The organism is Gillisella vitis, from assembly GCF_001541345.2.
Classification (GTDB): Bacteria; Pseudomonadota; Alphaproteobacteria; order Rhizobiales; family Rhizobiaceae; genus Allorhizobium; species Allorhizobium vitis.
Genome location: NZ_LMVL02000003.1, coordinates 887,161 through 912,889 on the forward strand (window position 1 = coordinate 887,161; position 25,729 = coordinate 912,889).

The following is a 25,729-nucleotide window of genomic DNA, read 5'->3' on the forward strand; positions in this document are numbered from 1 at the left end:
TGCCACACGCCTTCAAAGCGCTGAAAACGAGCGGCGAGGCCCCTGAAAATTGCTTTTATGATAATTCGGCAACACATCTTACCTTGTCGCTAACGGCAGACTATCAATCAAAAGCTGTAGGAGAAAGGGGGTGTAAACCAAGAAAAGCAGTTCTGGCGATAACGCATGCCTGCAATGCAAGTGCCGATTTATTGCAATGCACACTTTGTCCTTTGGATAGCTTGGCATTAACCTCTGGATCATATAGCTAATTGCAACGCTTAACCTGGGACAAGGCGAAAGCTGCGTCTCCCGCCTATATCCGGAGGATCACCATGACGGAACAAAGCGCAAACTTGAAGATTGAGGACAAGGCCGTCGATCTTGACGTGCGAAGCGGCACGATCGGCCCCGATGTTATCGACATCGGCGCTCTTTATAAGCATACTGGCAAGTTTACCTATGATCCCGGATTTACCTCCACGGCATCATGCGAATCGAAGATCACCTATATCGACGGCGACGAAGGCGTGCTTTTGCACCGCGGCTATCCCATCGAACAGCTGGCTGAAAAAGGCGACTTCCTGGAAGTCTGCTACCTGCTGCTCTACGGCGAACTGCCGACAGTTGCCCAGAAGAAGGACTTCGATCACCGCGTCACGCATCACACCATGGTGCATGAGCAGATGTCGAAATTCTTCTCAGGCTACCGTCGCGACGCCCATCCAATGGCCGTCATGGTCGGTACGGTCGGCGCACTGTCGGCTTTCTACCACGACTCGACCGACATCACCGATCCGCACCAGCGCATGGTTGCCAGCCTGCGGATGATCGCCAAGATGCCGACCATCGCCGCCATGGCTTACAAGTATCACATCGGCCAGCCCTTCGTTTATCCCAAGAACGATCTGGATTACGCCGCCAACTTCCTCAACATGTGCTTTGCCGTGCCTTGCGAGGAATACAAGGTCAACCCGGTTCTGGCCCGCGCCATGGACCGGATCTTCATCCTGCATGCCGATCATGAGCAGAACGCGTCCACCTCCACGGTGCGCCTGGCTGGCTCTTCGGGTGCCAATCCGTTTGCCTGCATCGCGGCTGGTATCGCCTGCCTTTGGGGTCCTGCTCATGGCGGCGCCAATGAAGCGGCTCTGAACATGCTGCGGGAAATCGGCACGGTCGACCGGATTCCGGAATATATCGCCCGCGCCAAGGACAAGAACGATCCGTTCCGTCTGATGGGCTTCGGTCACCGGGTCTACAAGAACTACGATCCGCGCGCCAAGATCATGCAGAAGACCATGTATGAAGTGCTGGAAGCCACCGGCAATGCTGGCGATCCGCTGATGCAGGTTGCGCTTGAGCTGGAAAAGATCGCGTTGAGCGACGAATATTTCATCGAGAAGAAGCTCTACCCGAATGTCGACTTCTATTCCGGCATTACGCTTCGTGCGCTCGGCTTCCCGACGGAAATGTTCACCGTTCTGTTCGCGCTCGCTCGTACCGTCGGCTGGATTGCTCAGTGGAACGAGATGATCGAGGATCCGCAGCAGCGTATCGGTCGTCCGCGCCAGCTTTACACCGGCGCACCAAAGCGCGACTACCTGCCCGTCGCCAAGCGCTGATCGGCAAAACCCTGTCTCATGCAAAGCCCGGCGATCAATTCGCCGGGCTTTTTCGTGCGCCTGCCTGCAAATGACAGGTTTCATGCCACGGCATTGGGGTTTTCCACTAAGAAAGCCTTCAATTTGCTCAGGGATTGCTTTAAGCAACGGCGACTGCTTCGCATCCGGCGAAGAATATTGATGAGGTTTTCGTTCCGATGCTCGTGATCCTGAGAAAAGCTGCCGGCACCTGGGTGGCAAAAGGGCTTCTTCTTTTGCTTGTCGCATCCTTCGCGATCTGGGGCATTTCCAGCTCGATCATGAGCGATACGTCGGACAAGGTCATCAAGGTCGGCAGCCAGAGCGTCAATTCCAACGAATTCCGCCTCGCCTATCAGCGGCAGATCTCCGATCTCAGCCGCCGTTTCGGCACGCAATTGACAAGCGAGCAGGCCCGTTCACTCGGCATCGAGTCGCAGGTTTATCAGCAGCTGGTCGCGGGAGCGGCCCTCGATCAGCTGGCTTCAGACATGAACCTCGGCCTTTCCCAGGACCGCCTGGCGCAGTTGATCGGCGACGATCCGGCCTTCAAGAACACCAATGGCCAGTTCGACCGCCAATTGTTCACTTCTCGCCTGCGCAATTCCGGCATTCGCGAGCAGGATTATATCACCGAGCGCTCCAAGGTCGCTGTTCGCAGCCAGATCGTCGATGCGACAGCGGAAGGGTTCGTGCCTCCGAAAGTGCTGGTCGATGCGTTGAAACTCTATCGCCAGGAAAGCCGCAGCATTGACTACCTGCTGCTGACCACTGCCAATATCGACCCGATCAAGGCACCGGACGAAACGGTTCTGAAAACCTGGTTCAACACGATGAAATCGCGCTACCGCGCGCCGGAATATCGCAGCTTTTCCTATGTAAAACTGGAGCCTGCCGATATCGCCGATGCGAAAGCGGTGACCGACGAGCAGGTGAAGCAGGAATACGACGCCAACCTCAAGAAATTCGAAGTGGCCGGCACCCGGACGCTGGAGCAGTTGACCTTCCCGACCAAGGAACTGGCCGAAACCGCTGCTCAGTCGCTGAAGAATGGCAAGACCTTCGATCAGTTGGTCGCCGACCAAGGCAAGACGGCGACAGATGTGCTGCTGGGTGATTTCACCCGGGCTGATATTCCCGACCAGAAGCTGGCCGATGCCGCATTTGCTGTCGCAAAAGACAGCGATACGACACCTGTCGTTGAGGGCGCCTTCGGACCGGTTATTCTGCGGGTCAGCAATATCAAGCCAAGCCGCACGAAGACGCTGGATGAAGTCAAGGATCAGATTCGCGCCGATCTTGCCGCCAATGCCGCAGCCCAGCAGATCAATGACGTGCATGATCGGTTCGAGGATATGCGCGCCTCCGGTTCGAGCCTGGAGGAAGCCGCCACCAAGGCTGGCCTGAAAGCCATCAAGGTTGACGGGATCGATGCCCAGGGACAGGACAAGACCGGCAAGCAAGCAGAAAACTTGCCTGAAAAAGCCAATCTATTGAAATCAGTCTTCGAAACCGAAGCGGGCGCGGAACCCCTGCCGCTGAATATCGGCAGAAATGGCTATCTGTGGTTCGACGTGACAGCCGTTGATGCATCTCGCGAGAGAACGCTGGATGAGGTCAAGGACAAGGCCATCTCCGACTGGACCACCGAGCAGCAAAAACAAGCGCTCGGCGCCAAAGTAGAGCAGTTGAAGGCCAAGGCCGATACGGGGGTGGCGCTGGCTGACCTCGCAACTGAACTGGCCATCGGCGTTGAGACCAAGGCCGGTCTTCGCCGCGATACCGAAGATCCGGTGCTCGGCCCTGCCGCCGTCCAGGCCGCATTCCGTGGACCTTCCGGCACGATTGGCTCGGCAGTTGGTGCCGATCCGATGACCCAGATTCTGTTGAAGGTCACGGATGTCAACACCCAGCCAACCGGCGATGTCGTCGACCAGCAAGAGGGCCAGATTACCGCGCTGGCCAAATCCGCTGGTGACGATATTCTCGACCAGATGGTCAACCAGTTGCAGACCAAATATGGCGTCACTATCAATCAGGCGCTGGCCCAGCAGGCCATCACACGCTGAACCGCCGGGAGGGCGAAGCATATGAACGGGCTGAAGCCATTCATCGCAAAAGTCGCCAGCGGGCAAGCACTGACACGGGATGAGGCGGCAGACGCCTTCAACATCCTGATGTCGGGAGAGGCAACGCCCGCCCAGATCGGCGGCTTCCTGATCGCCCTGCGCATGCGCGGCGAAACTGTGCCGGAGATTGTCGGCGCGGTCACCGTCATGCGCCAAAAAATGCTGCCGGTCACCGCCCCCGCGGATGCCATCGACATCGTTGGAACGGGCGGAGATGGAACCGGGACTTATAATATCTCGACGCTGGCGGCCCTGATTGTTGCAGGCGCCGGCGTTCCGGTCGCCAAGCACGGCAACAAGGCGCTCAGTTCGAAATCCGGCGCAGCCGATAGCCTGACCGCACTCGGCGTCAAGCTGGATATCGATCCTGCCATCATTGGCCGCTGCATATCGGAGGCTGGCGTCGGCTTCATGTTTGCCCAGTTGCACCACTCCGCCATGCGTCATGTTGGCCCGGCGAGGGTGGAGCTTGGCACCCGCACCATTTTCAATCTTCTGGGACCGCTCGCCAATCCGGCTGGCGTCAAAAAGCAGTTGCTTGGCGTCTATGCGCCCGAATGGGTGATACCGCTGGCCGAAACCCTGCGTGACCTGGGCAGTGAGAGCATCTGGGTCGTGCATGGCAATGGCCTTGATGAAATCACCACGACCGGAACGACGCAGGTGGCGGCCCTTGAACAAGGCAAGATCCGGAGTTTTGAGCTGACGCCCGGTGACTTCGGCGTGGAGCAGGTTGAATTGGCCGCCCTGAAGGGCGGCGACGGCGAATATAATGCCAAGGCCTTGCGCGCTGTTCTTGAAGGTGAGAAAAATGCCTACCGCGACGTGGCGCTGTGCAATGCCGCCGCAGCCCTGGTGATTGCCGGAAAAGCCACCACATTGGCAGAGGGCATGGCGCTCGGCGCGCATGCGCTGGACAGCGGCGCTGCCCTGAAACGGCTTGAGACACTGATTTCTGTCTCTAATGGAGAACATTCGGCATGAGTGACATCCTGAAGAAAATCGAAGCCTATAAGCGCGAAGAAATTGCGGCAGCCAAAAGTGCCATCCCCTTCGATGAGATCAAGGCAAGAGCCGCCGACCAACCGCCAGCGCGCGGCTTCTACAAGGCATTGCGGGCAAAGCAGGCGGCCGGCAATTTCGGACTGATTGCCGAGATCAAGAAGGCCAGCCCGTCAAAAGGCCTGATCCGTCCCGATTTTGACCCACCGGCGCTGGCGAGCGCCTATGAAGCGGGCGGGGCTGCCTGTCTGTCGGTCCTGACCGACGCTCCAAGCTTTCAAGGCGCACCGGAGTTTTTGGTCGCTGCCCGTGCGGCCTGCACACTTCCGGCGCTGCGCAAGGATTTCATGTTCGAGGCTTATCAGGTGCATGAAGCTCGTGCCTGGGGCGCGGATTGCATCCTGCTGATCATGGCGTCCCTGTCCGATTCCGAAGCCGCCGATCTGGAGGGGGAAGCCCTGGCGCTCGGCATGGACGTGCTGATCGAAGTGCATGATGAAGAGGAAATGGTGCGGGCGCTGAAACTCACCTCGCGGCTGGTCGGCATCAACAATCGCAATCTGCGCACGTTCGAGGTCGATCTGGCTGTCAGCGAACGGCTGGCCACTATGGTTCCCGCCGACCGGCTGCTGGTCGGCGAAAGCGGAATTTTCACCCACGAAGACTGCCTTCGCCTGCAAAAATCTGGCATCACGACTTTCCTGGTCGGCGAAAGCCTGATGCGCAAAGACGATGTGACTGGCGCAACCAAGGCCTTGTTGACCGGTGCATCCGACCGCATAGCCGCCGAATGAGCGCCCTCACCCATATCGATGCTGCGGGCGAAGCGCATATGGTCGATGTCGGCGATAAGGCTGAGACCGTGCGGGTCGCCATAGCCGAGGGCCATATCCGCATGACGCCGGAAACACTGGTATTGATCCGCGATGGAAATGCCAAGAAGGGCGATGTGATCGGCACGGCGCGGCTCGCTGGCATCATGGCCGCCAAGCGCACGGCAGACCTGATCCCGCTCTGTCATCCGTTGATGTTGACCAAGGTCAGTGTCGACATCACCGAGGACGCCGCCCTGCCCGGCCTACACGTCACGGCAACCGTCAAACTGACTGGCAAGACCGGCGTCGAGATGGAAGCGCTGACTGCCGTTTCGGTGGCCTGCCTGACGATTTACGATATGGCAAAAGCTGCCGACAAGACCATGGAGATCGGCGGAATTCGCGTCGTTGAAAAGACCGGCGGAAAATCCGGCCCGTTTCGTCATCCGGAGGCTAAATAATGGCGCTGCTTCCCGTGGAAGAGGCCCAAGCCAGACTGCTGGCGTCTGCAACCCCGGTGCAGGACACGGAAATTCTGCCGCTCCGCCAAGCCCGCAATCGCATCCTCGCAGAGGATATCACCGCTCGGCTGACGCAGCCGCCTTTCGATGCCTCGGCCATGGACGGCTACGCGCTGCGGGCCGAAGATGCCCTTACGCCGGGGACTGAATTGACCGTGATCGGCCAGTCGGCGGCCGGACACGGCTTTGATGGCAGAGTGGGTGTCGGGCAGTGCGTGCGGATCTTTACCGGCGCTCCGGTGCCTGATGGTGCCGATAGCGTCCTTATCCAGGAAGACACGGAGCCGGCGGAAAACAACCTTCGTATCCGCACCACATTCGCCGCCGTGCAGGGACGCCATATCCGGCCTCGTGGCCAGGATTTTGCCGAAGGCACGGTTTTGATTCAGGCGGGCAATGTTTTGGATTTTGCAAAGTTGATGCTGGCTGCGAGCGGCAATCATGCAAAAGTGCCGGTCTATCGAAAACCGCTCATCGCTCTTATCACCACCGGTGACGAACTGGTTGCCCCTGGCACTGCGCCAGGGCCAAGCCAAATCATCGCCTCTAACACATTTGCTATTGCCGCCCTTGCCGAAAATCTCGGCGCGGATGTGCTGGATCTCGGTATCGTCCCTGATGAACAGGACGCCATCGTCGCAGCCATCCGCAAGGCGGAAGCCGCAGGCGCGGACGTGCTGGTGACAACTGGCGGCGCATCGGTCGGTGACCACGACCTGGTGCAGGCAGCGCTCACCGATGCGGGCATGGTGCTGGATTTCTGGAAAATTGCCATGCGCCCCGGCAAACCGCTGATGGTGGGCAAGCTCGGACCGATGCATGTGCTCGGCCTGCCCGGCAATCCCATCTCCAGCATGGTCTGTAGCCTGCTGTTTCTCGAACCGCTGATCGCCAAGCTCGGCCATCGCCCGCTGCCGCAGCGCCTCAAACACGCCCGCACGGCAACCGCCCTTGCCGCCAACGATCAGCGACAGGACTATCTGCGCGCCCAATTGCGGGTCGATTCAGCGGATGGCCTTTGGGTGACCAGCTTTCCTAAACAGGACTCTTCCATGATGCGGATTTTCGCCGAGGCCGGGGCTTTAATCGTGCGCCCACCACATGCGTCGGCCCTTCGGGAAGGCGGCCAATGCATGGTGCTGTTGTTGCATCCGTAAATGCCTCTTGGTGAAAGACATCTGCCGCATTATCTACTGAAGCAACACGCGGACGACTAAATCAGGAGCATGCCTTGAAATTTCTGCCTGAACGTCTGCGCAACCGGATCGAGCCGCGCCTTCTCGCCAGTCTAACCGTGTTGGCCGGGCTTGGGTTGCTGTTTGCAAAAATCGCGGAAGACGTCTTCGATCAGGAGAGCCATGCCTTCGATCGCGCCATATTGCTGGCGCTGAGGATCAAGGACGATCCGGGCATGACCATCGGCCCACCCTGGCTGGTCAATTCGGTGCGCGACATTACCAGTCTTGGCGGCTTCACGGTGATTACCCTCGTCACCGTGCTGACGGTGTTCTATCTGCTTGCGGCGGGCAAGACCCGCAATGCCGTGATTGTCGGACTGGCGATTTCGCTCGGAGCTGTAGCCGAATCCAGTCTGAAACTGCTGTTTTCCCGTGCCAGGCCTGATGTGGTTCCGCATCTGGTCAGTGTGCAGACAATGAGCTTTCCAAGCGGCCATGCCATGATGTCGGCCATTACCTACTTGACGCTAGGCGCTATGCTTGCCCGCGCCCAGCCGACATGGCAATTGCGCTATTTCACCTTTGGTGCTGGCCTGTTCCTGACGCTGTTGATCGGCGTCAGCCGGGTGTTTCTCGGCGTGCATTGGCCAACGGATATCATAGCGGGCTGGACGGTCGGTGGTGCCTGGGCGCTGTGCGTCTGGATGATTGCCGATGCGTTGAACCGCCGTCGTACTCCGCTGGAACCGGAACAGTAATCAGCCGATCAGCCGGTCCAGCCAGGCCTTGTCCAGCACGCTTTCCAGCTCATGCGCGAGATCGTCCAGCGCCTGTTCGACGCTTTGCCGGTAATTTTCGGTCGTGTTGCTGATCCCGAAGCTTTGCAGCAGCGCGGCCCGGTAGCCGTCATTGGCAAACAGCCCATGCAGATAAGTCCCCATCACCTTGCCATCGGCGGAAACGGCCCCATCGGCGCGACCACGGATCGTCAGGGCAGGACGCTGGCAATCCGGGCCATCGGTCTGGCCGAGGTGGATTTCATAGCCAGTCAACGACACATCATATTCCAGCGAATGGGCGGCGCTGTTGCGCACGGTCTTTTCCGGCGCCATCTCGGTGTCGATCTCAAGCAAACCGAGGCCATCGACGCGGCAAGGTGCTCCCTCCAGCCCCAGCGGATCGGCGACGCTATTGCCCAGTATCTGATAGCCGCCGCAAATGCCAATGATCCGCCCACCACGCCGACGATGCAGGGCGAGGTCTTTGTCCCATCCCTGCGCGCGCAGGTCCGCCAGATCGCCAATCGTTGCCTTCGAGCCCGGCAGGATCACCAGTGCCGCATCGACGGGCAAGGGTTCGCCAGGACGTACATAGACCAGATCAACGGAAGGTTCCGTGGCCAGCGGATCGAAATCGTCGAAATTGGCAATACGTGACAAAACCGGCACGGCAATCTTCAAAGCACCCGTCGACCTGCGGCTCAATCGTTCCAGCGCCACGCTGTCTTCCGGCGGCAAGCGGCCAGCGGCCTTCAGCCAAGGCACGATGCCGAAACTCGGCCAGCCGGTGTAGCGGGCGATGGCTTCGATACCGTCGGCAAACAGGCTCTGCTCACCCCGAAACTTGTTGATGATATAGCCGCAGATCATCCGGCGGTCTTCCTCCGGCAGGATGGCATGGGTGCCGACCAGCGAGGCAATCACCCCGCCGCGGTCAATATCGCCGACCAGCACCACCGGCACGTTGGCGCGGGTGGCAAAGCCCATATTGGCGATGTCGCCTGCCCTCAGATTGATCTCGGCTGGCGACCCCGCGCCCTCGACAATCACCAGATCAGCCCCAGCCTTTATCTCCTCAAAACTGTCAAGTACGGCACCCAGCAATTGCGGTTTCAGCCGCTGGTAATCGCGGCCCTTCGCCTGGCCAAACACGCGGCCTTGCACGATGATCTGGCTGCCGATCTCGCTTTGCGGCTTCAGCAAAACCGGGTTCATATGCACCGAGGATGGCACGCCACAGGCCAACGCCTGGAGCCATTGCGCCCTGCCGATTTCCCCGCCATCATCAGCCACGGCAGCATTGTTGGACATGTTCTGCGGCTTGAACGGACGCACGACACGCCCATGCAGCCGTGCCAACCGGCAAAGCCCCGCCACCAGCACCGTCTTGCCGACATCCGAGCCGGTGCCCTGGAGCATCACCATCCGCGTCATGACGTTTGCCAGCTCCTGTAATTTGGTTCAAAGCGCAGCCATGTTCAGAATAGGCGACGCGTCTTTCTACCAGATCTCATGTCGATGGTTTGTGGTATGGCCTGCGGCCCGCTGGAAGGCAATGGCGGTCAAAGATTGGTTTTTCCACAGGTTTTCCTGAAAAGCATAGAGAGCCAGCAGGGACCGGCATGATTGACAGCGCCGAATTCCGTGCTTTTTTCAGTCCATTGGGGCTTATAGGGACGCAGGAGCACTCGGATTCATCCATGAAGGCACAGGTGTTTGCATGGCACTTAATGGCTTTTATGCGACATTTATTCGAACAAAAAGCTGCAAGACGGTTGATTTATACGGCCAAGCCCCTACCCTTGTCACTGTCGTAAACAGACAAGGACTGCTACGGGACTGCCCAGCACTCAGAATCCGCTAGGCTTGCCGACAAGCGGTCCTTCCATCCAATATTCCCGACCCGGGTTGCGAAATATGCGGCCGGGATCGGCTGTCATGCGTGAAAACTGTCACGCCCATGCGCTAAACATGCGCCAATAAAACGGAGAACTCCACGATATGAGGACATTGCTCGTTTCCACGATACTCGCCGCCGGATTGTATGGCATGGCCGGTTCTGCCGAGGCTGCCGATTGCGGCTCGGTCTCCATTGCGGAAATGAACTGGGCCTCGGCCGGCGTTGCGGCCAATGTCGACAAGATCATTCTGGAAAGCGGTTATGGGTGTTCCGTCAATCTGGTGACTGGCGATACCATGCCAACCTTCACCTCGATGAATGAAAAGGGTGAGCCGGATCTGGCCCCTGAACTTTGGGTCAACACGATTCAAAAACCGCTGGCGGAAGCCGTCAAGGACGGTCGCCTGCTCAAAGCCGCACGTATTCTGAAGGATGGCGGCGTTGAAGGCTGGTGGGTTCCGAAATACATCACCGACGAGCATCCCGATATCAAGACTGTCCAGGACGCACTGAAACATCCCGAGCTTTTCCCGGCGCCGGAAGATTCGTCCAAGGGCGCCGTTACCAATTGTCCATCCGGTTGGGCCTGTCAGGTCACCACCGAGAATATCTACAGGGCGTTGAAGGGTGACGACGCAGGCTTCCAGCTTGTCGACAGCGGTTCCTCTGCCGCACTGGACGGCTCGATTGCCAATGCCATTGAAAAGAAGCAGGGATGGCTTGGCTATTACTGGGCGCCAACAGCCATTCTTGGCAAATACGATATGGTCAAGCTTGGCATGGATACCAGTTTCGACAAGGCGGAATGGGACCGCTGCACCTCGGTTGCCGATTGTGCCGATCCCCGCGTCAACGATTATCCCGTCACGGATGTCTATAGTGTCGTCACCAAGAGCTTTGCCGAGAAGGCCGGCGTGACGATGGACTATGTCGGCAAACGCCAGTGGGACAATGAAACCATCGGTAAGGTGCTCGCCTGGATGAGTGTAAACCAGGCGGACAATGCCGATGCAGCCGAATACTTCCTGAAGACATACCCTGATGTCTGGACGCAGTGGGTCTCGCCCGAGGTCGCTGAAAAGGTCAAGGCAGCTCTTTAATAACGCCCGGGAGGCCGCCTTGGCGATCTCTCGTCAGTGATGAAATACCCCTCGCGGGTGGCGGTGGACATGTCTCCACCGTCATTCTTGCGGCGGCTTGGCCATGCCAACGCCCCGCTACACTACAAATGATCAAGCCGCGTCGATAAAGCCGAATACACCGGCATTGGCATTGATCCGTACGATAAGGAGCACATATGGCATCTGCTATCTGTAGCTATATCCCCACCCTCCTCTGCCGGTTTCCGGCGGTGGATGACACTCTCATGCGGAGTTTCAAGAAGACCGTCGATACCGGGTTCAAGACGTTCGTCCGCTCCTACGGCGATTTTCTCGACGGACTGACCATGCCGCTGCAATGGTTCCTGAACTGGCTTCAGGCGTTGTTCGTCGATACGCCCTGGATCGTGATGATCGTCGCACTGGCCGCCATTGTCTACGGCGTCAGCCGCAATTGGCGCATCACGCTCGGCACGGCCCTTGCCATGGTATTGATCGGCATGGCCGGTCTCTGGCAGGATACCATGATAACGCTGGCCATGGTGACGGTATGCACGCTCTGCGCCATCGTCATCGGTATCCCTCTCGGCATCTGGATGGCGCGGTCCGACCGCGCCCAATCGGTCTTCAATCCGATACTCGACGTGATGCAGACAATGCCGAGCTTCGTCTATCTGATCCCCGTGGTGATGATTTTCGGCATCGGCAAGGTGCCGGGCCTGATCGCCGTGGTGATCTATGCCATCGCGCCGATTATCCGGCTTACCAATCTCGGTATCCGCCTTGTCAGCCGCGAAGCCATCGAAGCGGCGGATGCTTTCGGGTCGTCGGAGCGGCAGAAACTGTTCAATGTCCAGATCCCGTTGGCGCTTCCCAACATCATGGCGGGCATTAACCAGACGATCATGATGTCGCTGGCCATGGTGGTCATTGCCTCGATGATCGGGGTTGGCGGGCTCGGCAAGAATGTCTTGCAGGCCATCACCAACCAGTTCTTCACCATCGGCCTGCTCAACGGCTTTGCCCTTGTGGCAATCGCCATCATTTTTGACCGGGCAAGCCAGGCCTATGGCAAACGCCTCCAGAAACATACACAGGTGCTGCATGGCTAGTCACGGCATAGACATCCGCAATCTCTACAAGATTTTCGGTCCCGACGAGAAAACCCATATCGACGCCGTGCGCCAGGGTATCACCAAGGCCGAGTTGAACGACCTGCATCACCATGTGCTTGGCCTGCGCGACATCAGCATCGACATGCCCGGCGGTGAGATCACCGTGGTCATGGGACTTTCCGGCTCCGGCAAATCCACGCTGATCCGCCATATCAACCGGTTGATCGAACCGACAGCGGGCGAAGTGCTCTATGACGGAACCGACATATGCGCCATGTCGCCAGCGCAGCTGCGCGATTTCCGGCGCAAGAAAACCGCGATGGTCTTTCAGAAGTTCGGCCTGCTGCCACATCGAACCGTGATGGAAAATGTCCTCTACGGCCTCGATATCCAGGGCATGCCGCGGCAGCAAAGCCTTGCCAAGGGCCACTACTGGATCGAGCGGGTCGGGCTTACCGGTTTTGAGAACCATTACCCGAACCAGCTTTCCGGCGGCATGCAGCAGCGCGTCGGCTTGGCGCGGGCCTTGGCAACCGATGCCGATATCCTCTTGATGGACGAGGCTTATTCCGCGCTGGACCCACTGATCCGGGTCGACATGCAGACCATGCTGATCGATTTGCAGCAGGAATTGCAAAAGACAGTGGTGTTCATCACCCACGATCTCGACGAGGCTTTGCGACTGGGAGACAAGATCGCCATTCTACGCGATGGCGAGGTGGTGCAGCAGGGCAGCGGCCAGGATATCGTGCTGCGCCCAGCGGACGATTACATTGCCGCCTTCGTGCGCGAGGTCAATCGTGGCCGGGTGATCCGCATCGGCACGGTGATGGTGCCGGCGCACGACAAATCCGGCCAGTTCAAACTCACCGCCCGCACAACGCTGGAAACGGCTGCCCGGGCCATGGTGGAGCAAGGCGTCACAGAAGCCCAAGTCACCGATAAGGCGGGGCACCAGATCGGCGCCATCGACCTGTCGATCATCCTTTCGGCAATGGTTTCACCGGCACAAAGCGTCCAACCGGGCGTTCAACCGGCGCTAGCAGCGGAATAAACAATCCTGGCGGCAAGCGAGAGATTGTCCATTGCCTTGCCGCCATTCCTCAAACTCGTCATGAATCGGTCAGGATTGCCGTCGCCTGCCCTTACGCCCCGGCAATCGAGGCTTGGATGAAGGCGACGTATTTGTCTTTGAGACCGGGTTGCAGCCGCTCGGCCATCAGCATGGCGATCTGGAATTGGGTGAAACTATCAGTTTCTTCCAGCGCCATTTCCGCCAGCCCCGTAACGCCTTCGGCGTAAAGTTCGGGAGAATCGGCCACCTCCTTGATAAAGCTGCCGAGAAACCGATTGACCGTGAATTTGCCCAGACGTTGGCGCTCATCGATGGAAAGCGGCGAGCCGACCCGGTTGATCAGCACGAAAACATCGAGAAACAGCAGAAGCATTTCATAATGAACGGCGCTCTCCGGCAGTCCGGCTTCGAGCAGCATAGCCTTGCGCTCAGCCTCGATCTTCGCCGTTTCAGCCCATTTTTCGGCATTGTAGCGGTAGCGGATCGATGGATCATGAGCCATTTTTCCGGTGGCAAACAGCGAGAGTGCGATGGCCCAGTCGGATGTCGCTGCCTGGGTCGGATGGGATCGCAAAAACAGGTCCATCGTCGCAAGCCAGACTTCGCGGCGCAGGATAGAATAGAAACCGCCATTGTTGGTCGGGCTGTTCTGCAGATAGGCGAGCATTCTTTCGCCGGGGTCATACTCTTCCAAGGCAAAGGCCTGAACCGAACCGGCCTCGGACCGCTGGAGGAAGCTTTCGGTCACCGGCAGGACGCCAACGTAATCGAAGGGTAGATCATCGAGATCGAAAGGCACCTGATCCGCTTCGGCAACGATCTCATCATCATCGCCCATGGGAATGATGAAGGGCGTGGAGGCCTCCTCGACAGCGCTGAACATGTTGGCAAAGACGGTTTGCGCCTCGCTTGCCACATAGGTCAGCCGGGGAGACAGGTCTTGCAAATAGGCTTTTTTGGCGGCATCGCCGGAATTGTCGCTGACCACGAGCAGGGCGTCCCGCGCCTCGCAAAAAGCAAGCGCACTGTCGATGGCAGCGCGCGAACCGTCGAGCGGGCGATGGCTGGGCATGCAGATAGTCAGTTCGGCCATAGAAACACTCCGGAAAAATGCGGGCCCCATGACAAGCCCCCATTGCAGAAAATAGCATTCAGGCGGGATCAGCTCTCAGACAATGTCCCCGGCTCAGACTCGAAATGGGTAATTGTACAATATCCGCAAAGCTTTGCCGCATTTGGTTCGCCTTTGAAGAACAGCGATATCCTACCGTCAAACGTTGCGGCACCTGTGTCAACCAGCGGATGAAGCCGACCGCAAGCCTCACGCAAGGCTCAACGGAGTCAAATGGTCGATCACCACACAAGGCCGTGAATTATTCGGTTGATAAAATCGCAAGCTCTACTCCAGCGACGATTGATTAAGAACCAATGCAGATAATCTCGGCAGAGACTCAGAATAGATACGCCGAACAGAAGGCCAAGACAGCAGGAGACCTTGATCATGTCCGCCACCGCCGTTACCGACCGAGACACCGTTGCCATCAAGCTGAGCGGGTTCTCTGATGACGACAAGGCCTTCCTGGCCCTGATGCTGGAAAACCCCAAGCAGGACGAGACCTTTGCCGAAGGCCTGTTCGCCTATCTTGAACAATCCGCCGGTCAGCGCTTCCTCAACTCTCTGAAGCTGGAACGCTGTGGTGAATGGCTTGGCAATAGCTGCCCGGCAAGAATGCAGATCCGCTTGATGGAAATTGCCAAGTCCAGCCAGCATGGTGCCTATCTGGCCTTTCGTCAGGGGCTGACCCGCTCCGGCGGCCTGGAGCGCGCCTATCCGAAATCAGCGCTGTGAGCGTGGGCCCATCCCCGGCCTTCATCCAGGCTTTGCAGGCCTATAAGCAGGGCGATTTTCGCGCCTGCCTCGACCGCCTGCATCCGCTTTTGAAAAAACGTCCACCGGATGCCAATATGCTGCTGGTGGCGGCGCAATGCCATGCAAAGCTAGAGGAAAAACTCCCGGCCGCCGAGTTATACGCCCGGGTGGCGGATTTGCAGCCGCAAAATCGCCGGATGTTTCTTCTGATGGCAGCGCGTTTGTATATGCAGGTCGATCAGGGGGAACAGGCGCTTTCCCTGATCCGCAAAGTGCCCGCATCACAACATCTCGCATCCCTCGACCCGGAAGAGCAGAGAACCTATCGCCGGCTGCTGCGAGGACAATTGTGCCTCGAGGAAATCGAAGCCAGCGACACCGCGCTGATGGCCGCGATGCGAGAGGGCACCAATCCGGCGTTTTTCAATATCGACGCCCCCTACCAGCACATGCTGTGGTGTGACGACGAGGCGATCAATGGCCGACAAACCCGGATGGCCAGCGGAAAGCCGTTTACGGAGCAATCGCGCCAGGCACGCCGTAGCCTACCCCATCGTTTCGTGGAAAAAATCCGCGTCGGTTACCTTTCCTCGGATTTTTCCGACCAGCATCCAACCATGCGACTGTTGCAAAGTGTTTTGCTCGGTCACGACGCCGCCCGCTTCGACATCCACCTGTTCTGTCACACGCCAGAGGATATCAGGGGGCTGGATCGGGGACTGCGGCAGACCTACCCCAATCTTCACGATATTCTCTCCATGGACGATGGTACGGCACGCGATTTCATCCGCAGTTTCGACCTTGATATTCTGGTCGATCTCAAAGGGCATACCAAAGATGTCCGCGCAGATCTGATCAATAGTGGCCTTGCCCGATTGCAGATCGCCTATCTCGGTTTTCCCGGCTCCGCCTATGGGATCGATTGCGATTATGTCATCTCCGACCCAATCGTCACACCCAATTCATCCAAATCCCATTATCACGAGAAGCTCTGCCGATTGCCGGAAACCTATCAGGCAAACGACAACCGCTATCGTCCGCTGCCACCGGCCACATCCCGCTCCCTGCTCGATCTGCCGCAGGATGCCTTCGTCCTGGCTTCCTTCAACATGGTTCGCAAGATTTCCCCGCAAACCGCCCGTCTCTGGGCAAGAATTCTGGATGCCATTCCCTCCTCCATTCTCTGGGTTCTCTGCGCCGGGCGCGAGCAGCGCGAGCGCCTGACCGCATTCATGGCCGGATGCGGTATCGATCGTTCCCGCCTTCATTTTACCGGAGCCGAAAGTTACGCGCCGCATATTGCCCGAATGCAGGCAGCCGATCTCGGCCTCGATACCTATCCCTATAACGGCCACACCACGACCTCGGACAAGCTTTGGGCGGGCCTGCCGGTCATCACCTTCAAGGGCAACAATTTCGCCTCAAGAGTATCAGAAAGCCTGCTGACCGCGCTTGGCGTTCCACAACTGGTGGCCGAGACGCCAGACGATATGGTGCGTCTGGCCGCAGAGCTGGCACGGGACCGCCCCCGGCTCGCCGCACTCAGACAAATGATTGCTGACAACCGGCTGCGCACGCCACTCTTTGATACACAACGGTTTACCCGCCATCTGGAACGCGCTTTTGAGATGATGGTAGAGCGGGAAAAGGCTGGCCTGGAACCGGACCACATCGACGTGCCAGCCCTGCCAAACCGACAGGAACCGTTCAGGCAGAATATTGACTGGTAGGCGCAAAAATCCAGATGTATCAATTGGGGCGCGGGTCTACCACGGCAATGATCGGTCCGAGCGGATAGGCCCGGTCGATCCGGCCAGCCATCGGCTCGGCAAGGCTTGAAATCGTTCCGTCCAAATACAGTGCATTGGCCGCGCCCAACCGGTCGCGAAAGAACGCAGCCAAATCGAAGAAACGCACAGGGTCTTTGCTCAACACAAACACCACCTGTCCGCTCGTATCAATACCGACGCCATTGCGGATTTTCAAACTGTCGCTGGCGGGAAGAAACTTTGGGTGCAGAGCACCATCAATGACCAGCATCGGGCCGGATTGGGTGGCGAAATCCGCAACAATCTTGCGAGCCTCGAATTGCCCTGTCTCAAGCACGCCAGCATGGCCGTCTTTGAGAAAGAACACCCCATTCGGCTTCAGGTAAAAATTTCCCCAGCCATCGGCGGTTTCGGCTGGCTTGCGCGTCATGCCATATTCGATGAACAGGCCAACGGGACTGAGATCGGAGTGATACATACCGCCATTGACGGCGAAGGTGAGGATAAGCCTTTGCTGCCAAAGCTGGTTTCGCAACGCATCGAATCCACCATAGGCATCGCCCTCGGCATTGCGGTTGAAGATGCGGATGGTGCGCGTGGCGGGATCAAATCGGCAGACACGATAAGAAACGCCGTTTTCCGTCTGGTCACGGCAATTATCTTCTGCTGCCTCAGAACGCCCTGGAGACACGACAAGCGGAAACAGGATTGCAAAGAGCCAAACGATTATGTTCAAACGCAATGCGTTTTCCGAGCAAATTCTCAAAAGCGAACTCTCAAATCAAATATTCGAAGGCGCTACCCTTTGGGTCCGTCTTCTGGCAGGGGCGCCCATACGCAGGTTTCACGAGGAAATCGAGCGAAAAGCTGACTGTATCCCGCGATTGACGACGTTCTTACTGCTGGGCGGAAGCGGTCAAAATGCCCACTTCCTGGGTTTGGCCCGCAAATTTAATCGGCGGGCCCTGGAAGGCAACATGCCCAGCGGCCGAAACGACAACCGCCAGAATATAAGCAGCACTCACTTTGGCAACCAGATGCATGGACATGGACCTAATCCCTCTTCCCTCTCCCGAGGCAGTCTTGCTTCATCCGTTGAACGACATGAAGCAAAACTGCTGTGAGGTTGCGTTATTTTGCGGCCTTTGCGACAGAATTGCCCGCCGACTGCGTTGCATTCACGGTATTTGCTGTGTCTTTGCCCATACCACGGATCGTGTTACCGCATGACGACAATGCGGCAGCGGCGACAAAGAGAGCAGCAACGGCAGCGAGCTTTTTCGTGTTCATATTGGATAAACCCCTATTATGATAATCGGACACCACAGGTGCCTCGCATTGGCATGAACGCGGCAAATCGAAAAAAGTTCATTCGCACCCAAAGATTTCGGCGTTTTTAACCAAACATTTACGCCACCTGATATCCGCGCTTATGAAAGTTTGGTTCAACCTGCTCGCGGGCGCAATAGATAACATTGGCTAAAGCGGCGTTTGAGGGGATCAATCATGGGGCAGCAGCACGACAAAGGCGCAATTCTGGTGATGACCGCCGGGGGCCCAAACCCGTGGATGGTGGTCAACGCCCTGCACGCTCGTTTCGGTGACGTGCAGGTCCTCTTGGAAGAACAGGAAAGCAAGGCGGAAATTTTTCGACGCCGTCAGCGCCGGGTTGGAACCATCGCCGCCCTTGGTCAGCTCGCCACCATGGCCGCAGGCAAATTCATGCGCCGCGCCGCCCAAAAACGCACTGAATCAATCTGCCAGGATTTTGCCGCCGATCCCCGCTTCGATCCGCAGATTGCAGTCACCACGGTTCGCAGTATCAACAGTCCCGAGGCGCAGCAGGCGGTCCAACAGATTTCCCCGGGCGTGATCCTATTGGTCAGCACGCGGCTGATGACAGCCAAGGTTCTGGCCAGTCTGCCCTGCCCCGTGCTTAATCTTCATGCTGGCATCAATCCCGTCTATCGCGGTCAGATGGGCGGCTACTGGGCGCTAGCAAAAGGCGATCGCGGCAATTTTGGCGCAACGGTGCATCTGGTCGATCAGGGCACCGATACCGGCGCGGTCCTCTACCAAGTGCGTGCGCAGCCAAGCTCGGGCGATTTCATCTCCACGTATCCAATGCTGTTGACGGCAGCCGCCCTTCCCATCACCTGCCAGGCGGTTGGCGATGCTCTGGAGGGCAAGCTCAACCCTATCGCGCCAACCGGGCCGTCTGCCCTCTATTTTCCACCGAGCCTCTGGCGCTGGCTGTGGACGGGCCTCACCAAAGGCATCTGGTAGCGAAGAGAACTCTCGTTCAGGCTGAAACCGGCACGTCCTCCCGCCGGTTCTCAATCTCCATGATCAGTTTTTTCTTCGGCCTCAGGGTAATGCGCATCGTAGGCTCCGGGGTCACCTCGCTCTTGTTGCGCAGGCGAAAGGTCTTGGCCAGCACCGCCAGAATAGCAACGGCCTCCATGGTTGCAAACGCACTGCCGATACAGATACGCGGGCCTGCTCCAAACGGCATGAAGGCATAGCGATGCCGGGCCTTGACCGCTTCGGGCGCAAAACGATCGGGATCGAACACGTCAGGCCTATCCCAGATCAGGCTGTGGCGATGAACGGCATGGATTGGCACCAGCAGGACCGTACCCGCCGCGATATGGTGTTGGCCCAACGTAAACGCTTCGTTCGCGGTCCGGGTAATGACCGGCGCTGGTGGATAGAGCCGCATGGCTTCGTTGAAGACCTGTTTGGTATAGGTCAATTTCTCGACATGCTCGGCCATAACTGGACCGTCGCCCACCACACGGCCCAACTCGTCCAGCAGCTTTTGCTCGATAGCCGGGTGCTTTGCCAGAAGATGGAATGTCCAGGCAAGCCCAAGGGCTGTGGTTTCATGCCCGGCGGAAATGAAGGTCAGCAGGTTGTCGATGATCTGCTCGGCGTTCATTTCGCGGTCTGTTTCCGGATCGTGAGCCGATAGCAACATCGAGATCAAATCGGCGCGTTCCACACCGTCCGCGCGGCGCTCGGCGATCATTTCGGCCATGGTGGACCGAAGATAGTCCACGGCGCGACTTGCCTTTCCCTTGCCGGGATAGGGTATCCATTCCGGCGCCTTCAACATGCCGAGCGCAAACATCCAGCCCGTCGGTTCGAGATAATCGGTGACGCTCTGCTCGACCCGCGCGACATCGATCCTGTCACGCCCTGTCATCATCGTCTCGACAATGATGTCGAATGTCGTCTGCATCATTTCATGGCCGATATCGATGGTGGCACCCACCTGCCAGGAATCGCGGCGACGCTCGGCGGCGGCCACCATCGCCGGCAGGAAACCTCTCAGCTTTTCCCATTGAAAACCGGCGGCAACCGATTGGCGCTGCCATTTCCAATGGGCGCCATCAGCTGTCAACAACCCCTGCCCCAATGCCGGGCCCAGCGCCCGGCGCACATCTTCACCTTTGCCAAGCACCGCTGCATTTTTGACCAAAGCCTCGTGGATCAGCTCCGGGTCCATGACATGCAGCCGCACCTCTTCGCCAAACTGCGCATAGACCAGCTTATGATCATAGATCTGCGGCGGAAGGGCATCCAGCGGATTGCGGATCAAATCAGCAATCACCCGAACTGGCGAGCGACGGCTGGCAACAACACCTTCACTGGTAGCGGACAAGACCGGCATGTTCATCTGCCATCTCCTTTGCGTAGACCCTTTTGGGCGGCATCCAGGATGTAGAGATCGAAAAGCACCGTTCCAAGCCCCGTCGCCAAATTGCCTTTATCCGGTCAAGCGGCCACCGCCGTGCCGACACAGCCGCGATTTCCCAGCACGCACCGCACGTAATCGGCAACAGCCTTGACCGGCGGCGAGGCATCCTCACACACGGCAAGACCGACCTCGTAACTGCCAAGATCCGGCATTCCATCCTGCTCGGTCAGTTCCACCATATCGTCCTGCAACAGGAAGCGGGCAAGCGGCGCGACGGCGATATCGGCCCGGATCGCCGCATATTGCCCGACATGGTGACCGCAGAAATAGGCGATGCGGAATTCCTTGCCCTGGCGGGTCAATTCGGTCATGGCGCGCTTGCGCCACACACAGCTCTCGTCCCAAACAGACAGCGGCAGCGGCGTTTTCAGATGGGCCTGACCGTGTTTTTTTCCGGCCCAGACCAGCTTTTCGCTCATCACTGTCATGGTGGGATCGGCGGCTATACCGTTTAGAAAATTGAACAGTGTTACGTCCAGCCGCTTCTCATTCACCGCCTTGCGCAGCTCCACAGAACCGGCAATCGTCACCTCGATGGCCAGGTGCGGCCATGTGCGCGCCAGATGGGTGAGAATACCGGGCAGGACCAGTTCGCCGATATCATCAGGAGACCCCAGCCGCACCACACCATTCATCTCCGGCGCCAGAAACCGTGCCACCGCCTCATTATTCAGGGCGAGAATGCGCTTGGCATAGCTGACCAGCAAGGCCCCATGCGGTGTCAGCGTGACGGAACGAGCATCGCGGCGAAACAGCGAAACCCCCAATTGATCCTCCAGCTTCTTGATCTGCATCGATACCGCCGAGGGGGTGCGAAACACCATATCGGCGGCGGCGGTGAAACTGCCGACCTCGGAAATCGCCACGAAAGTGCGCAGCACGTCATTATCCAGAAGCGGCAAACTGGCCGCCGCCAGAACGGTGGAGGGCATGGTGGAAGACTGGGAAAGGGTCATCGGACAACCATCAATTTTTCTCAACATAAAGATCATATCGTTTCGTTTGATTGAATGTCAATTCCGCCTGACACTGTTTGCAACGAAACCGATCGGCATCAGGAGGAGTGAAAAGCATGGTCTTCGAAACAACACCCCGCAGTATTTCCCCAGTGCTGCGCCTGTGGCAGGCCCTTCGGCATTGGCAAGAGAGACGCTATCGGCGTCAAGCGCACGAAAAGGCGCTGACCCATCTCAATCGGTTGCCAGAATACCTGCGCCTTGATGTGGGGGTCGTCGTGCCGGAACGACTAGACAGCAAACCGATCACAATATGCGATGCGATAGATCACAAACATTCACTTTATTGATCAGTGAACAAGGCAGATGATGTTTCTGCCGCCTCAGGACCAGAAAGTCCTTAGGCGAGATCAACGAAAGGAACTTTCCATGGCTTATATATCTCATTCCAGCCCGTCGCGGCTGTTTACCAGCACTGCTGTCCTCGTCGAATCAGCTTTACATGCGATTTCCACGTGGTTCAGTCAGCTCGAGTCCTGGCGGCAACACCGCGCCATGGAAAAGGCGCTGGCAGAAGCCCCTTTCGATATGCGCAAGGATCTTGGCTGGCCTGCACACGACACGTGGCAGACCCGTCGCGACATGGTTTAAGCCGCCCCAAAGAGCAGCTTCAGGCCTCGTTTTTCCTGACATTCAGGCGAAATATTGTGTTTTTTCAGTCCGCTGGCCATAGTTGTCCCAACCACGCTCCATGACGGCTGACTGATGAAACACCCACAAATGGTCCGGCAATCATGATGTCAAATTCTTGTCGTCGGTTTCTATCGTGCTATTGTCGCTTTTGAGCTATTGGCGGAATTAAAAACTGTCAATTCTAGCAGATCTCCTCAGCACGGTGGCATCATGAGCAAAACGCCTGTTAAAAAACGCAATATCGTCTTTTTTCTTGTTCCGAATTTCACGCTATTGCCGTTTGCAGGCGCTATCGAAACATTGCGCATTGCCAACAGGATGCTGGGCTACGCGGCTTATGAGTGGCGGCTCTGTTCGGTGGATGGCAACAAGGTATCGTCGTCATCGGGCATCAGTATCGAGGTGGATTCGTCGCTTGCCGATGAGCGCCGTTTCCTGGCCGGTGAAAACCGGCCCAATATGGCGATTGTCTGTTCCGGCGTTTTTGTCGAGGAATTCAACAACAAATCCGTCAATGCCTGGCTGCGGGAAGCCTATAACCGCAATGTCGCGGTCGGCAGCCTTTGCACGGGCGCCCATGTGCTGGCCCAGGCCGGGCTTTTGAACGGCAAGCGCTGCGCGATCCACTGGGAAAATCTGCCGGGCTTTTCCGAAGCCTTTCCCCAGGCCGAGGTCTATGCCGATCTCTATGAAGTCGACAGCAATCTCTATACCTGCGCGGGCGGTACCGCCTCGCTTGACATGATGCTCAACCTGATTGGCCAGGATTTTGGCGAGGGCCTCGTCAACCGGGTCTGCGAACAGCATCTGACCGACCGGGTCCGGGCTGCCGGAGACCGCCAGCGCCTGCCGCTGCGCGCCCGCCTTGGTGTGCAGAACAACAAGGTCTTGCAGATCATAGAATTGATGGAAGCAAGCCTGGCCGAACCCTTGTCCCTGCTTGATATCGCCGACAAGGTGGATCTGTCGCGCCGCCAGATCGAACGGCTGTTCCGCCAGGAAATGGGCCGCTCACCGGCGCGCTACTATCTGGAAATCCGCCTTGACCGCGCCCGCCATCTGCTGGTGCAATCCTCCATGCCGGTGGTGGAAGTCGCCGTCGCCTGCGGCTTCGTCTCCGCCTCGCATTTTTCCAAATGCTACCGCGAATTTTACAATCGCTCGCCCCAGCAGGAACGCGCCGAACGCAAACTGGCAACGGCAAAGGCGGCGGTTGCTGCGTAAGTATAATTCGCCACAGCTTACCGGCTTTTACAACACGCCCTCGTGCACCATATTTGGTCCACGAGGGCGTTTATGATTTTCATGGAATCGCAGCAACGCTCTTTGTTTTTGCCCATTTCCGGGTGCCAAAACCAGTTCCCAATTTTCCTGGAAATGCTCAAAGGTAAGCTATAGCTAGCTATTGGTTGCATAGGGACCCGCATAAACCTTGTCGGCTTCAACCGCTCAGGCAAGCGAAACGAAGACCGCCAGCTTCATACAAGTTTGCCTTCCTACCGTGCCTTGTAAATGCGGATAGGAGTGCAACAATGACGATCGGCCTTGATGATTTGTCGCTTGAGCGACTGATGAAGGAGCGTGTGTGGACCTTCGGTAAAGCTGGCGCCGAACAGGTTTTTGCATCGCAGATTTCCTTCGAGAGCGGCGGTTGGCTGCGCGGATATTCCCATACCAATGAAAACTCCTGGCGCGTGAAAGGCGGGGCGGTTGAGTTTCTGAGCCAGAACGCTGCTGTCACCACGCGATTCGATACCGTAAGGTCTGTCGACGGACGTATCGAAATGGAGGGACAGTTCCGTCTGCCGGGAGAGCGTGGCGTGCATCACTTGACGGAAGCCGGCGAGGCACGGAAGCCTCAGAACAGAACCGCTCTTATCGTGCCCATTCACGACGCCTATTTCATCTATGGCATCAACCTGCTGTTTCAGAGCATTGGTGCCGACTACGACATTATTTTCGTCTTTTCCACCGATGCCGATCGCCTGCAGTTCAGAGAGATGCATCAGGCCTCCCCTTTCCTGAACTATTCATCCCTCGTGCTGTCGGATTATTTCTCAGGCAGTGCGCTGTCGGTCGTCGCTGAGGGTAGAACCTGGCCGACCGTCAAGAAATTCCTGGCACTTTCTCTCGCCCATAAGCTTTACGACTATCTCCTGTGCGTCGATGCCGAGACCTTCATTCTCAATAGAACGGGCTGGACTGAGGCCGCCGCAGCCGTTGTTTCCGAAGCCCGATGGTACGGCGGCACACTGACTGTAAACCACTCAGCCGAAAGGCAGATCATGCACGCCTCGGCCATCAAGCTGGCACCGGCGGCCGATCATGAAAAAATTCAGGCCATTTCCGGCAATTGGGGCATCTATACCTGGTGGTGGGATATTCCCGTCTATTCGGCCAAGAGCGTTCCGGGCTTTCTGGAGTGGATTGGCTGGGATACCAGCCTGCAATTTGTGGAAAGGCTCGTCCACAGCGTATTCGACCATATCACCTACCAGTTCTACATGGCTCTTTATGGCGGTTTCTCGTTTACGATGGTCGAGGGCATCGCCCATGCGATGGAATTCTGCAACGCCGGGATTGTTTCCAAGGTGCATCAACAGATCCATCCAATGAGATGGACGAATGCCTTTGCCTATACGCAGGACCCGAACTTTTTCCGAGAGAACAACTATCTTGCCGTCTATCACATCGACAGGAAGAGCTTTCCTCAATTCAACCCCGGCTAGTTTCCGGGGAATTTGCAGTGGTCGGTGAAGCACCTATTTCGCAACGTTTGAATGGAAAGAGCGATGAAAATTCTCGCCCACAGGGGCTGGTGGTTGGAAGCTGCCGAAAAAAATAGTGAAACGGCTTTCAGGCGTGCCTTTGAAAATGGTTTCGGGGTCGAAACGGACACGCGGGACCAGAATGGCGTGCTGAAAATCGCGCATAATATGCCCGTCGGCGACAAAGTGATGGATCTCGCCTATTTTCTGGATCTGCACAACAGCTATGCCGGATCGGGCACGATTGCCATGAACATCAAGGCAGACGGCCTGCACAAGGCGCTCCGCGCCTCGTTGGATGGTGCCGGGGTGACCGATCTGTTCTGCTTCGATATGGCTGTTCCTGATGCCATCGGCTATCTCAATAATGGCTTTATAACCTATACCCGCCATTCCGAACTCGAACCGCTGCCTCCCTTTTATGACAAGGCCCAAGGCGTGTGGCTGGATGCCTTCTATTCCGACTGGATCACTCCTGACGTCATCCACAAGCATCTCGATGCGGGCAAGAAGGTGGCGCTCGTCTCTCCAGAACTGCACGGGCGTGATCATGCCGCCGCCTGGGATGTTTGGGGTGATCTGACAGGTGACGACATCTCAATCTGCACCGACTTGCCGCACCTCGCGGCCGAGAAATGGGGATAAGCCAGCCATGAACCAGACGGACAGGACAT

At 57.6% G+C, this 25,729-nt stretch carries 25 protein-coding genes; 18 read left to right on the forward strand and 7 right to left on the reverse strand.

Translation table 11 applies throughout. From position 1 onward, the window contains the following. Positions 1-314: 314 nt before the first annotated feature. From gltA to ASB66_RS14320, 7 genes are all read left to right on the forward strand, one after another. On the forward strand, positions 315-1,604 hold the full coding sequence (gltA, locus tag ASB66_RS14290; protein ID WP_015916260.1) for a citrate synthase: 1,290 nt from the start codon (positions 315-317) through the stop codon (positions 1,602-1,604). 197 nt (positions 1,605-1,801) lie between these two features. Then, positions 1,802-3,691 (forward strand): peptidylprolyl isomerase, encoded by a 1,890-nt coding sequence (locus tag ASB66_RS14295; RefSeq protein ID WP_060716714.1) that lies wholly within the window; start codon positions 1,802-1,804, stop codon positions 3,689-3,691. Positions 3,692-3,712: 21 nt separating this feature from the next. Then, positions 3,713-4,735, forward strand: coding sequence for an anthranilate phosphoribosyltransferase (gene trpD, locus ASB66_RS14300; RefSeq protein ID WP_060716715.1), 1,023 nt, complete (start codon positions 3,713-3,715; stop codon positions 4,733-4,735). Next, on the forward strand, positions 4,732-5,547 hold the full coding sequence (gene trpC, locus ASB66_RS14305; protein WP_060716716.1) for an indole-3-glycerol phosphate synthase TrpC: 816 nt from the start codon (positions 4,732-4,734) through the stop codon (positions 5,545-5,547). Before trpD ends, trpC begins: the two co-directional genes overlap by 4 nt. Then, positions 5,544-6,029 carry a cyclic pyranopterin monophosphate synthase MoaC gene (moaC, locus tag ASB66_RS14310; protein WP_060716717.1) on the forward strand — a complete coding sequence of 162 codons (486 nt, stop codon included), beginning with the start codon at positions 5,544-5,546 and terminating at the stop codon, positions 6,027-6,029. The genes trpC and moaC overlap by 4 nt, the downstream gene beginning before the upstream one ends. Further along, positions 6,029-7,246 (forward strand): molybdopterin molybdotransferase MoeA, encoded by a 1,218-nt coding sequence (locus tag ASB66_RS14315; protein ID WP_060716718.1) that lies wholly within the window; start codon positions 6,029-6,031, stop codon positions 7,244-7,246. Before moaC ends, ASB66_RS14315 begins: the two co-directional genes overlap by 1 nt. 74 nt (positions 7,247-7,320) lie before the next feature. After that, positions 7,321-8,025 carry a phosphatase PAP2 family protein gene (locus ASB66_RS14320; protein WP_234613492.1) on the forward strand — a complete coding sequence of 235 codons (705 nt, stop codon included), beginning with the start codon at positions 7,321-7,323 and terminating at the stop codon, positions 8,023-8,025. On the opposite strand, the gene ASB66_RS14325 is transcribed toward ASB66_RS14320, so the two are convergent. Beyond that, positions 8,026-9,480 carry a cobyric acid synthase gene (locus ASB66_RS14325; protein WP_060716719.1) on the reverse strand — a complete coding sequence of 485 codons (1,455 nt, stop codon included), beginning with the start codon at positions 9,478-9,480 and terminating at the stop codon, positions 8,026-8,028. Between the two features lie 567 nt (positions 9,481-10,047). On the opposite strand from ASB66_RS14325, the gene ASB66_RS14335 reads away from it, so the two are divergent. The 3 genes from ASB66_RS14335 to ASB66_RS14345 all read left to right on the forward strand — a co-directional run bounded on the left by ASB66_RS14335 (position 10,048) and on the right by ASB66_RS14345 (position 13,215). Then, a complete protein-coding gene (locus ASB66_RS14335; protein WP_060716721.1) occupies positions 10,048-11,046 on the forward strand; it encodes an ABC transporter substrate-binding protein in 999 nt (332 codons plus the stop codon). A 197-nt stretch (positions 11,047-11,243) separates the two neighbouring features. Further along, positions 11,244-12,158 carry an ABC transporter permease gene (locus ASB66_RS14340; RefSeq protein ID WP_060716722.1) on the forward strand — a complete coding sequence of 305 codons (915 nt, stop codon included), beginning with the start codon at positions 11,244-11,246 and terminating at the stop codon, positions 12,156-12,158. Further along, on the forward strand, positions 12,151-13,215 hold the full coding sequence (locus ASB66_RS14345; protein ID WP_060716723.1) for a quaternary amine ABC transporter ATP-binding protein: 1,065 nt from the start codon (positions 12,151-12,153) through the stop codon (positions 13,213-13,215). The genes ASB66_RS14340 and ASB66_RS14345 overlap by 8 nt, the downstream gene beginning before the upstream one ends. Positions 13,216-13,306: 91 nt before the next feature. On the opposite strand, the gene ASB66_RS14350 is transcribed toward ASB66_RS14345, so the two are convergent. After that, positions 13,307-14,329: a glycosyltransferase family 2 protein gene (locus tag ASB66_RS14350; protein ID WP_060716724.1), complete on the reverse strand. Its 1,023-nt coding sequence runs from the start codon at positions 14,327-14,329 to the stop codon at positions 13,307-13,309. 408 nt (positions 14,330-14,737) lie between these two features. On the opposite strand from ASB66_RS14350, the gene ASB66_RS14355 reads away from it, so the two are divergent. Together ASB66_RS14355 and ASB66_RS14360 are read left to right on the forward strand one after the other, a co-directional pair. Continuing rightward, complete coding sequence (locus tag ASB66_RS14355) at positions 14,738-15,085, forward strand: hypothetical protein (protein WP_060716725.1); 348 nt, start codon at positions 14,738-14,740, stop codon at positions 15,083-15,085. Further along, complete coding sequence (locus ASB66_RS14360) at positions 15,082-16,836, forward strand: O-linked N-acetylglucosamine transferase, SPINDLY family protein (RefSeq protein WP_060716726.1); 1,755 nt, start codon at positions 15,082-15,084, stop codon at positions 16,834-16,836. Before ASB66_RS14355 ends, ASB66_RS14360 begins: the two co-directional genes overlap by 4 nt. Before the next feature lie 19 nt (positions 16,837-16,855). Here the strand turns inward: ASB66_RS14360 and ASB66_RS14365 are convergent, their stop codons facing one another. The 3 genes from ASB66_RS14365 to ASB66_RS14370 form a co-directional block, all read right to left on the reverse strand. Beyond that, positions 16,856-17,611 (reverse strand): phosphodiester glycosidase family protein, encoded by a 756-nt coding sequence (locus ASB66_RS14365; RefSeq protein ID WP_337442302.1) that lies wholly within the window; start codon positions 17,609-17,611, stop codon positions 16,856-16,858. A gap of 160 nt (positions 17,612-17,771) precedes the next feature. After that, positions 17,772-17,924, reverse strand: coding sequence for a hypothetical protein (locus tag ASB66_RS26245; protein ID WP_156544902.1), 153 nt, complete (start codon positions 17,922-17,924; stop codon positions 17,772-17,774). 82 nt (positions 17,925-18,006) lie between these two features. Further along, positions 18,007-18,165, reverse strand: coding sequence for an entericidin domain-containing protein (locus ASB66_RS14370; RefSeq protein ID WP_060716728.1), 159 nt, complete (start codon positions 18,163-18,165; stop codon positions 18,007-18,009). Between the two features lie 216 nt (positions 18,166-18,381). Here ASB66_RS14370 and ASB66_RS14375 point away from each other — a divergent pair, with 216 nt between their 5' ends. Then, positions 18,382-19,161 carry a formyl transferase gene (locus tag ASB66_RS14375; protein ID WP_060716729.1) on the forward strand — a complete coding sequence of 260 codons (780 nt, stop codon included), beginning with the start codon at positions 18,382-18,384 and terminating at the stop codon, positions 19,159-19,161. 16 nt (positions 19,162-19,177) lie between these two features. Here the strand turns inward: ASB66_RS14375 and ASB66_RS14380 are convergent, their stop codons facing one another. Both ASB66_RS14380 and ASB66_RS14385 read right to left on the reverse strand, forming a co-directional pair. Further along, positions 19,178-20,557 carry a cytochrome P450 gene (locus ASB66_RS14380; RefSeq protein WP_060716730.1) on the reverse strand — a complete coding sequence of 460 codons (1,380 nt, stop codon included), beginning with the start codon at positions 20,555-20,557 and terminating at the stop codon, positions 19,178-19,180. Between the two features lie 98 nt (positions 20,558-20,655). Then, positions 20,656-21,594, reverse strand: coding sequence for a LysR family transcriptional regulator (locus ASB66_RS14385; protein ID WP_234613494.1), 939 nt, complete (start codon positions 21,592-21,594; stop codon positions 20,656-20,658). Between the two features lie 116 nt (positions 21,595-21,710). Here ASB66_RS14385 and ASB66_RS14390 point away from each other — a divergent pair, with 116 nt between their 5' ends. The 5 genes from ASB66_RS14390 (at position 21,711) to ASB66_RS14410 (ending at position 25,700) form a co-directional block, all read left to right on the forward strand. After that, complete coding sequence (locus tag ASB66_RS14390; protein WP_060716731.1) at positions 21,711-21,944, forward strand: hypothetical protein; 234 nt, start codon at positions 21,711-21,713, stop codon at positions 21,942-21,944. 79 nt (positions 21,945-22,023) lie between these two features. Then, positions 22,024-22,245 carry a hypothetical protein gene (locus ASB66_RS14395; RefSeq protein WP_147274040.1) on the forward strand — a complete coding sequence of 74 codons (222 nt, stop codon included), beginning with the start codon at positions 22,024-22,026 and terminating at the stop codon, positions 22,243-22,245. A gap of 252 nt (positions 22,246-22,497) precedes the next feature. Then, on the forward strand, positions 22,498-23,511 hold the full coding sequence (locus tag ASB66_RS14400) for a GlxA family transcriptional regulator (RefSeq protein WP_015916280.1): 1,014 nt from the start codon (positions 22,498-22,500) through the stop codon (positions 23,509-23,511). A 308-nt stretch (positions 23,512-23,819) separates the two neighbouring features. Further along, positions 23,820-25,016: a hypothetical protein gene (locus tag ASB66_RS14405; RefSeq protein WP_060716733.1), complete on the forward strand. Its 1,197-nt coding sequence runs from the start codon at positions 23,820-23,822 to the stop codon at positions 25,014-25,016. A gap of 63 nt (positions 25,017-25,079) precedes the next feature. After that, the gene (locus ASB66_RS14410; protein ID WP_234613504.1) at positions 25,080-25,700 is read left to right on the forward strand and encodes a phosphatidylinositol-specific phospholipase C/glycerophosphodiester phosphodiesterase family protein; all 621 of its coding nucleotides are present in this window, start codon (positions 25,080-25,082) and stop codon (positions 25,698-25,700) included. Positions 25,701-25,729 lie beyond the last annotated feature (29 nt).

What these genes read in the sequence shown, in the direction of transcription:
- ASB66_RS14295 (WP_060716714.1), top strand. Translation starts at nt 1,802, where the DNA reads ATGCTCGTGATCCTGAGAAAAGCTGCCGGCACCTGGGTGGCAAAAGGG.
- ASB66_RS14370 (WP_060716728.1), bottom strand. Translation starts at nt 18,165, where the DNA reads ATGAACACGAAAAAGCTCGCTGCCGTTGCTGCTCTCTTTGTCGCCGCT.
- ASB66_RS26245 (WP_156544902.1), bottom strand. Translation starts at nt 17,924, where the DNA reads ATGTCCATGCATCTGGTTGCCAAAGTGAGTGCTGCTTATATTCTGGCG.
- ASB66_RS14355 (WP_060716725.1), top strand. Translation starts at nt 14,738, where the DNA reads ATGTCCGCCACCGCCGTTACCGACCGAGACACCGTTGCCATCAAGCTG.
- ASB66_RS14410 (WP_234613504.1), top strand. Translation starts at nt 25,080, where the DNA reads ATGAAAATTCTCGCCCACAGGGGCTGGTGGTTGGAAGCTGCCGAAAAA.
- ASB66_RS14395 (WP_147274040.1), top strand. Translation starts at nt 22,024, where the DNA reads ATGGCTTATATATCTCATTCCAGCCCGTCGCGGCTGTTTACCAGCACT.
- ASB66_RS14345 (WP_060716723.1), top strand. Translation starts at nt 12,151, where the DNA reads ATGGCTAGTCACGGCATAGACATCCGCAATCTCTACAAGATTTTCGGT.
- ASB66_RS14335 (WP_060716721.1), top strand. Translation starts at nt 10,048, where the DNA reads ATGAGGACATTGCTCGTTTCCACGATACTCGCCGCCGGATTGTATGGC.
- ASB66_RS14400 (WP_015916280.1), top strand. Translation starts at nt 22,498, where the DNA reads ATGAGCAAAACGCCTGTTAAAAAACGCAATATCGTCTTTTTTCTTGTT.
- ASB66_RS14350 (WP_060716724.1), bottom strand. Translation starts at nt 14,329, where the DNA reads ATGGCCGAACTGACTATCTGCATGCCCAGCCATCGCCCGCTCGACGGT.
- gltA (WP_015916260.1), top strand. Translation starts at nt 315, where the DNA reads ATGACGGAACAAAGCGCAAACTTGAAGATTGAGGACAAGGCCGTCGAT.
- ASB66_RS14405 (WP_060716733.1), top strand. Translation starts at nt 23,820, where the DNA reads ATGACGATCGGCCTTGATGATTTGTCGCTTGAGCGACTGATGAAGGAG.
- ASB66_RS14325 (WP_060716719.1), bottom strand. Translation starts at nt 9,480, where the DNA reads ATGACGCGGATGGTGATGCTCCAGGGCACCGGCTCGGATGTCGGCAAG.
- ASB66_RS14390 (WP_060716731.1), top strand. Translation starts at nt 21,711, where the DNA reads ATGGTCTTCGAAACAACACCCCGCAGTATTTCCCCAGTGCTGCGCCTG.
- moaC (WP_060716717.1), top strand. Translation starts at nt 5,544, where the DNA reads ATGAGCGCCCTCACCCATATCGATGCTGCGGGCGAAGCGCATATGGTC.
- trpC (WP_060716716.1), top strand. Translation starts at nt 4,732, where the DNA reads ATGAGTGACATCCTGAAGAAAATCGAAGCCTATAAGCGCGAAGAAATT.
- ASB66_RS14375 (WP_060716729.1), top strand. Translation starts at nt 18,382, where the DNA reads ATGGGGCAGCAGCACGACAAAGGCGCAATTCTGGTGATGACCGCCGGG.
- ASB66_RS14315 (WP_060716718.1), top strand. Translation starts at nt 6,029, where the DNA reads ATGGCGCTGCTTCCCGTGGAAGAGGCCCAAGCCAGACTGCTGGCGTCT.
- ASB66_RS14385 (WP_234613494.1), bottom strand. Translation starts at nt 21,594, where the DNA reads ATGACCCTTTCCCAGTCTTCCACCATGCCCTCCACCGTTCTGGCGGCG.
- trpD (WP_060716715.1), top strand. Translation starts at nt 3,713, where the DNA reads ATGAACGGGCTGAAGCCATTCATCGCAAAAGTCGCCAGCGGGCAAGCA.
- ASB66_RS14340 (WP_060716722.1), top strand. Translation starts at nt 11,244, where the DNA reads ATGGCATCTGCTATCTGTAGCTATATCCCCACCCTCCTCTGCCGGTTT.
- ASB66_RS14380 (WP_060716730.1), bottom strand. Translation starts at nt 20,557, where the DNA reads ATGAACATGCCGGTCTTGTCCGCTACCAGTGAAGGTGTTGTTGCCAGC.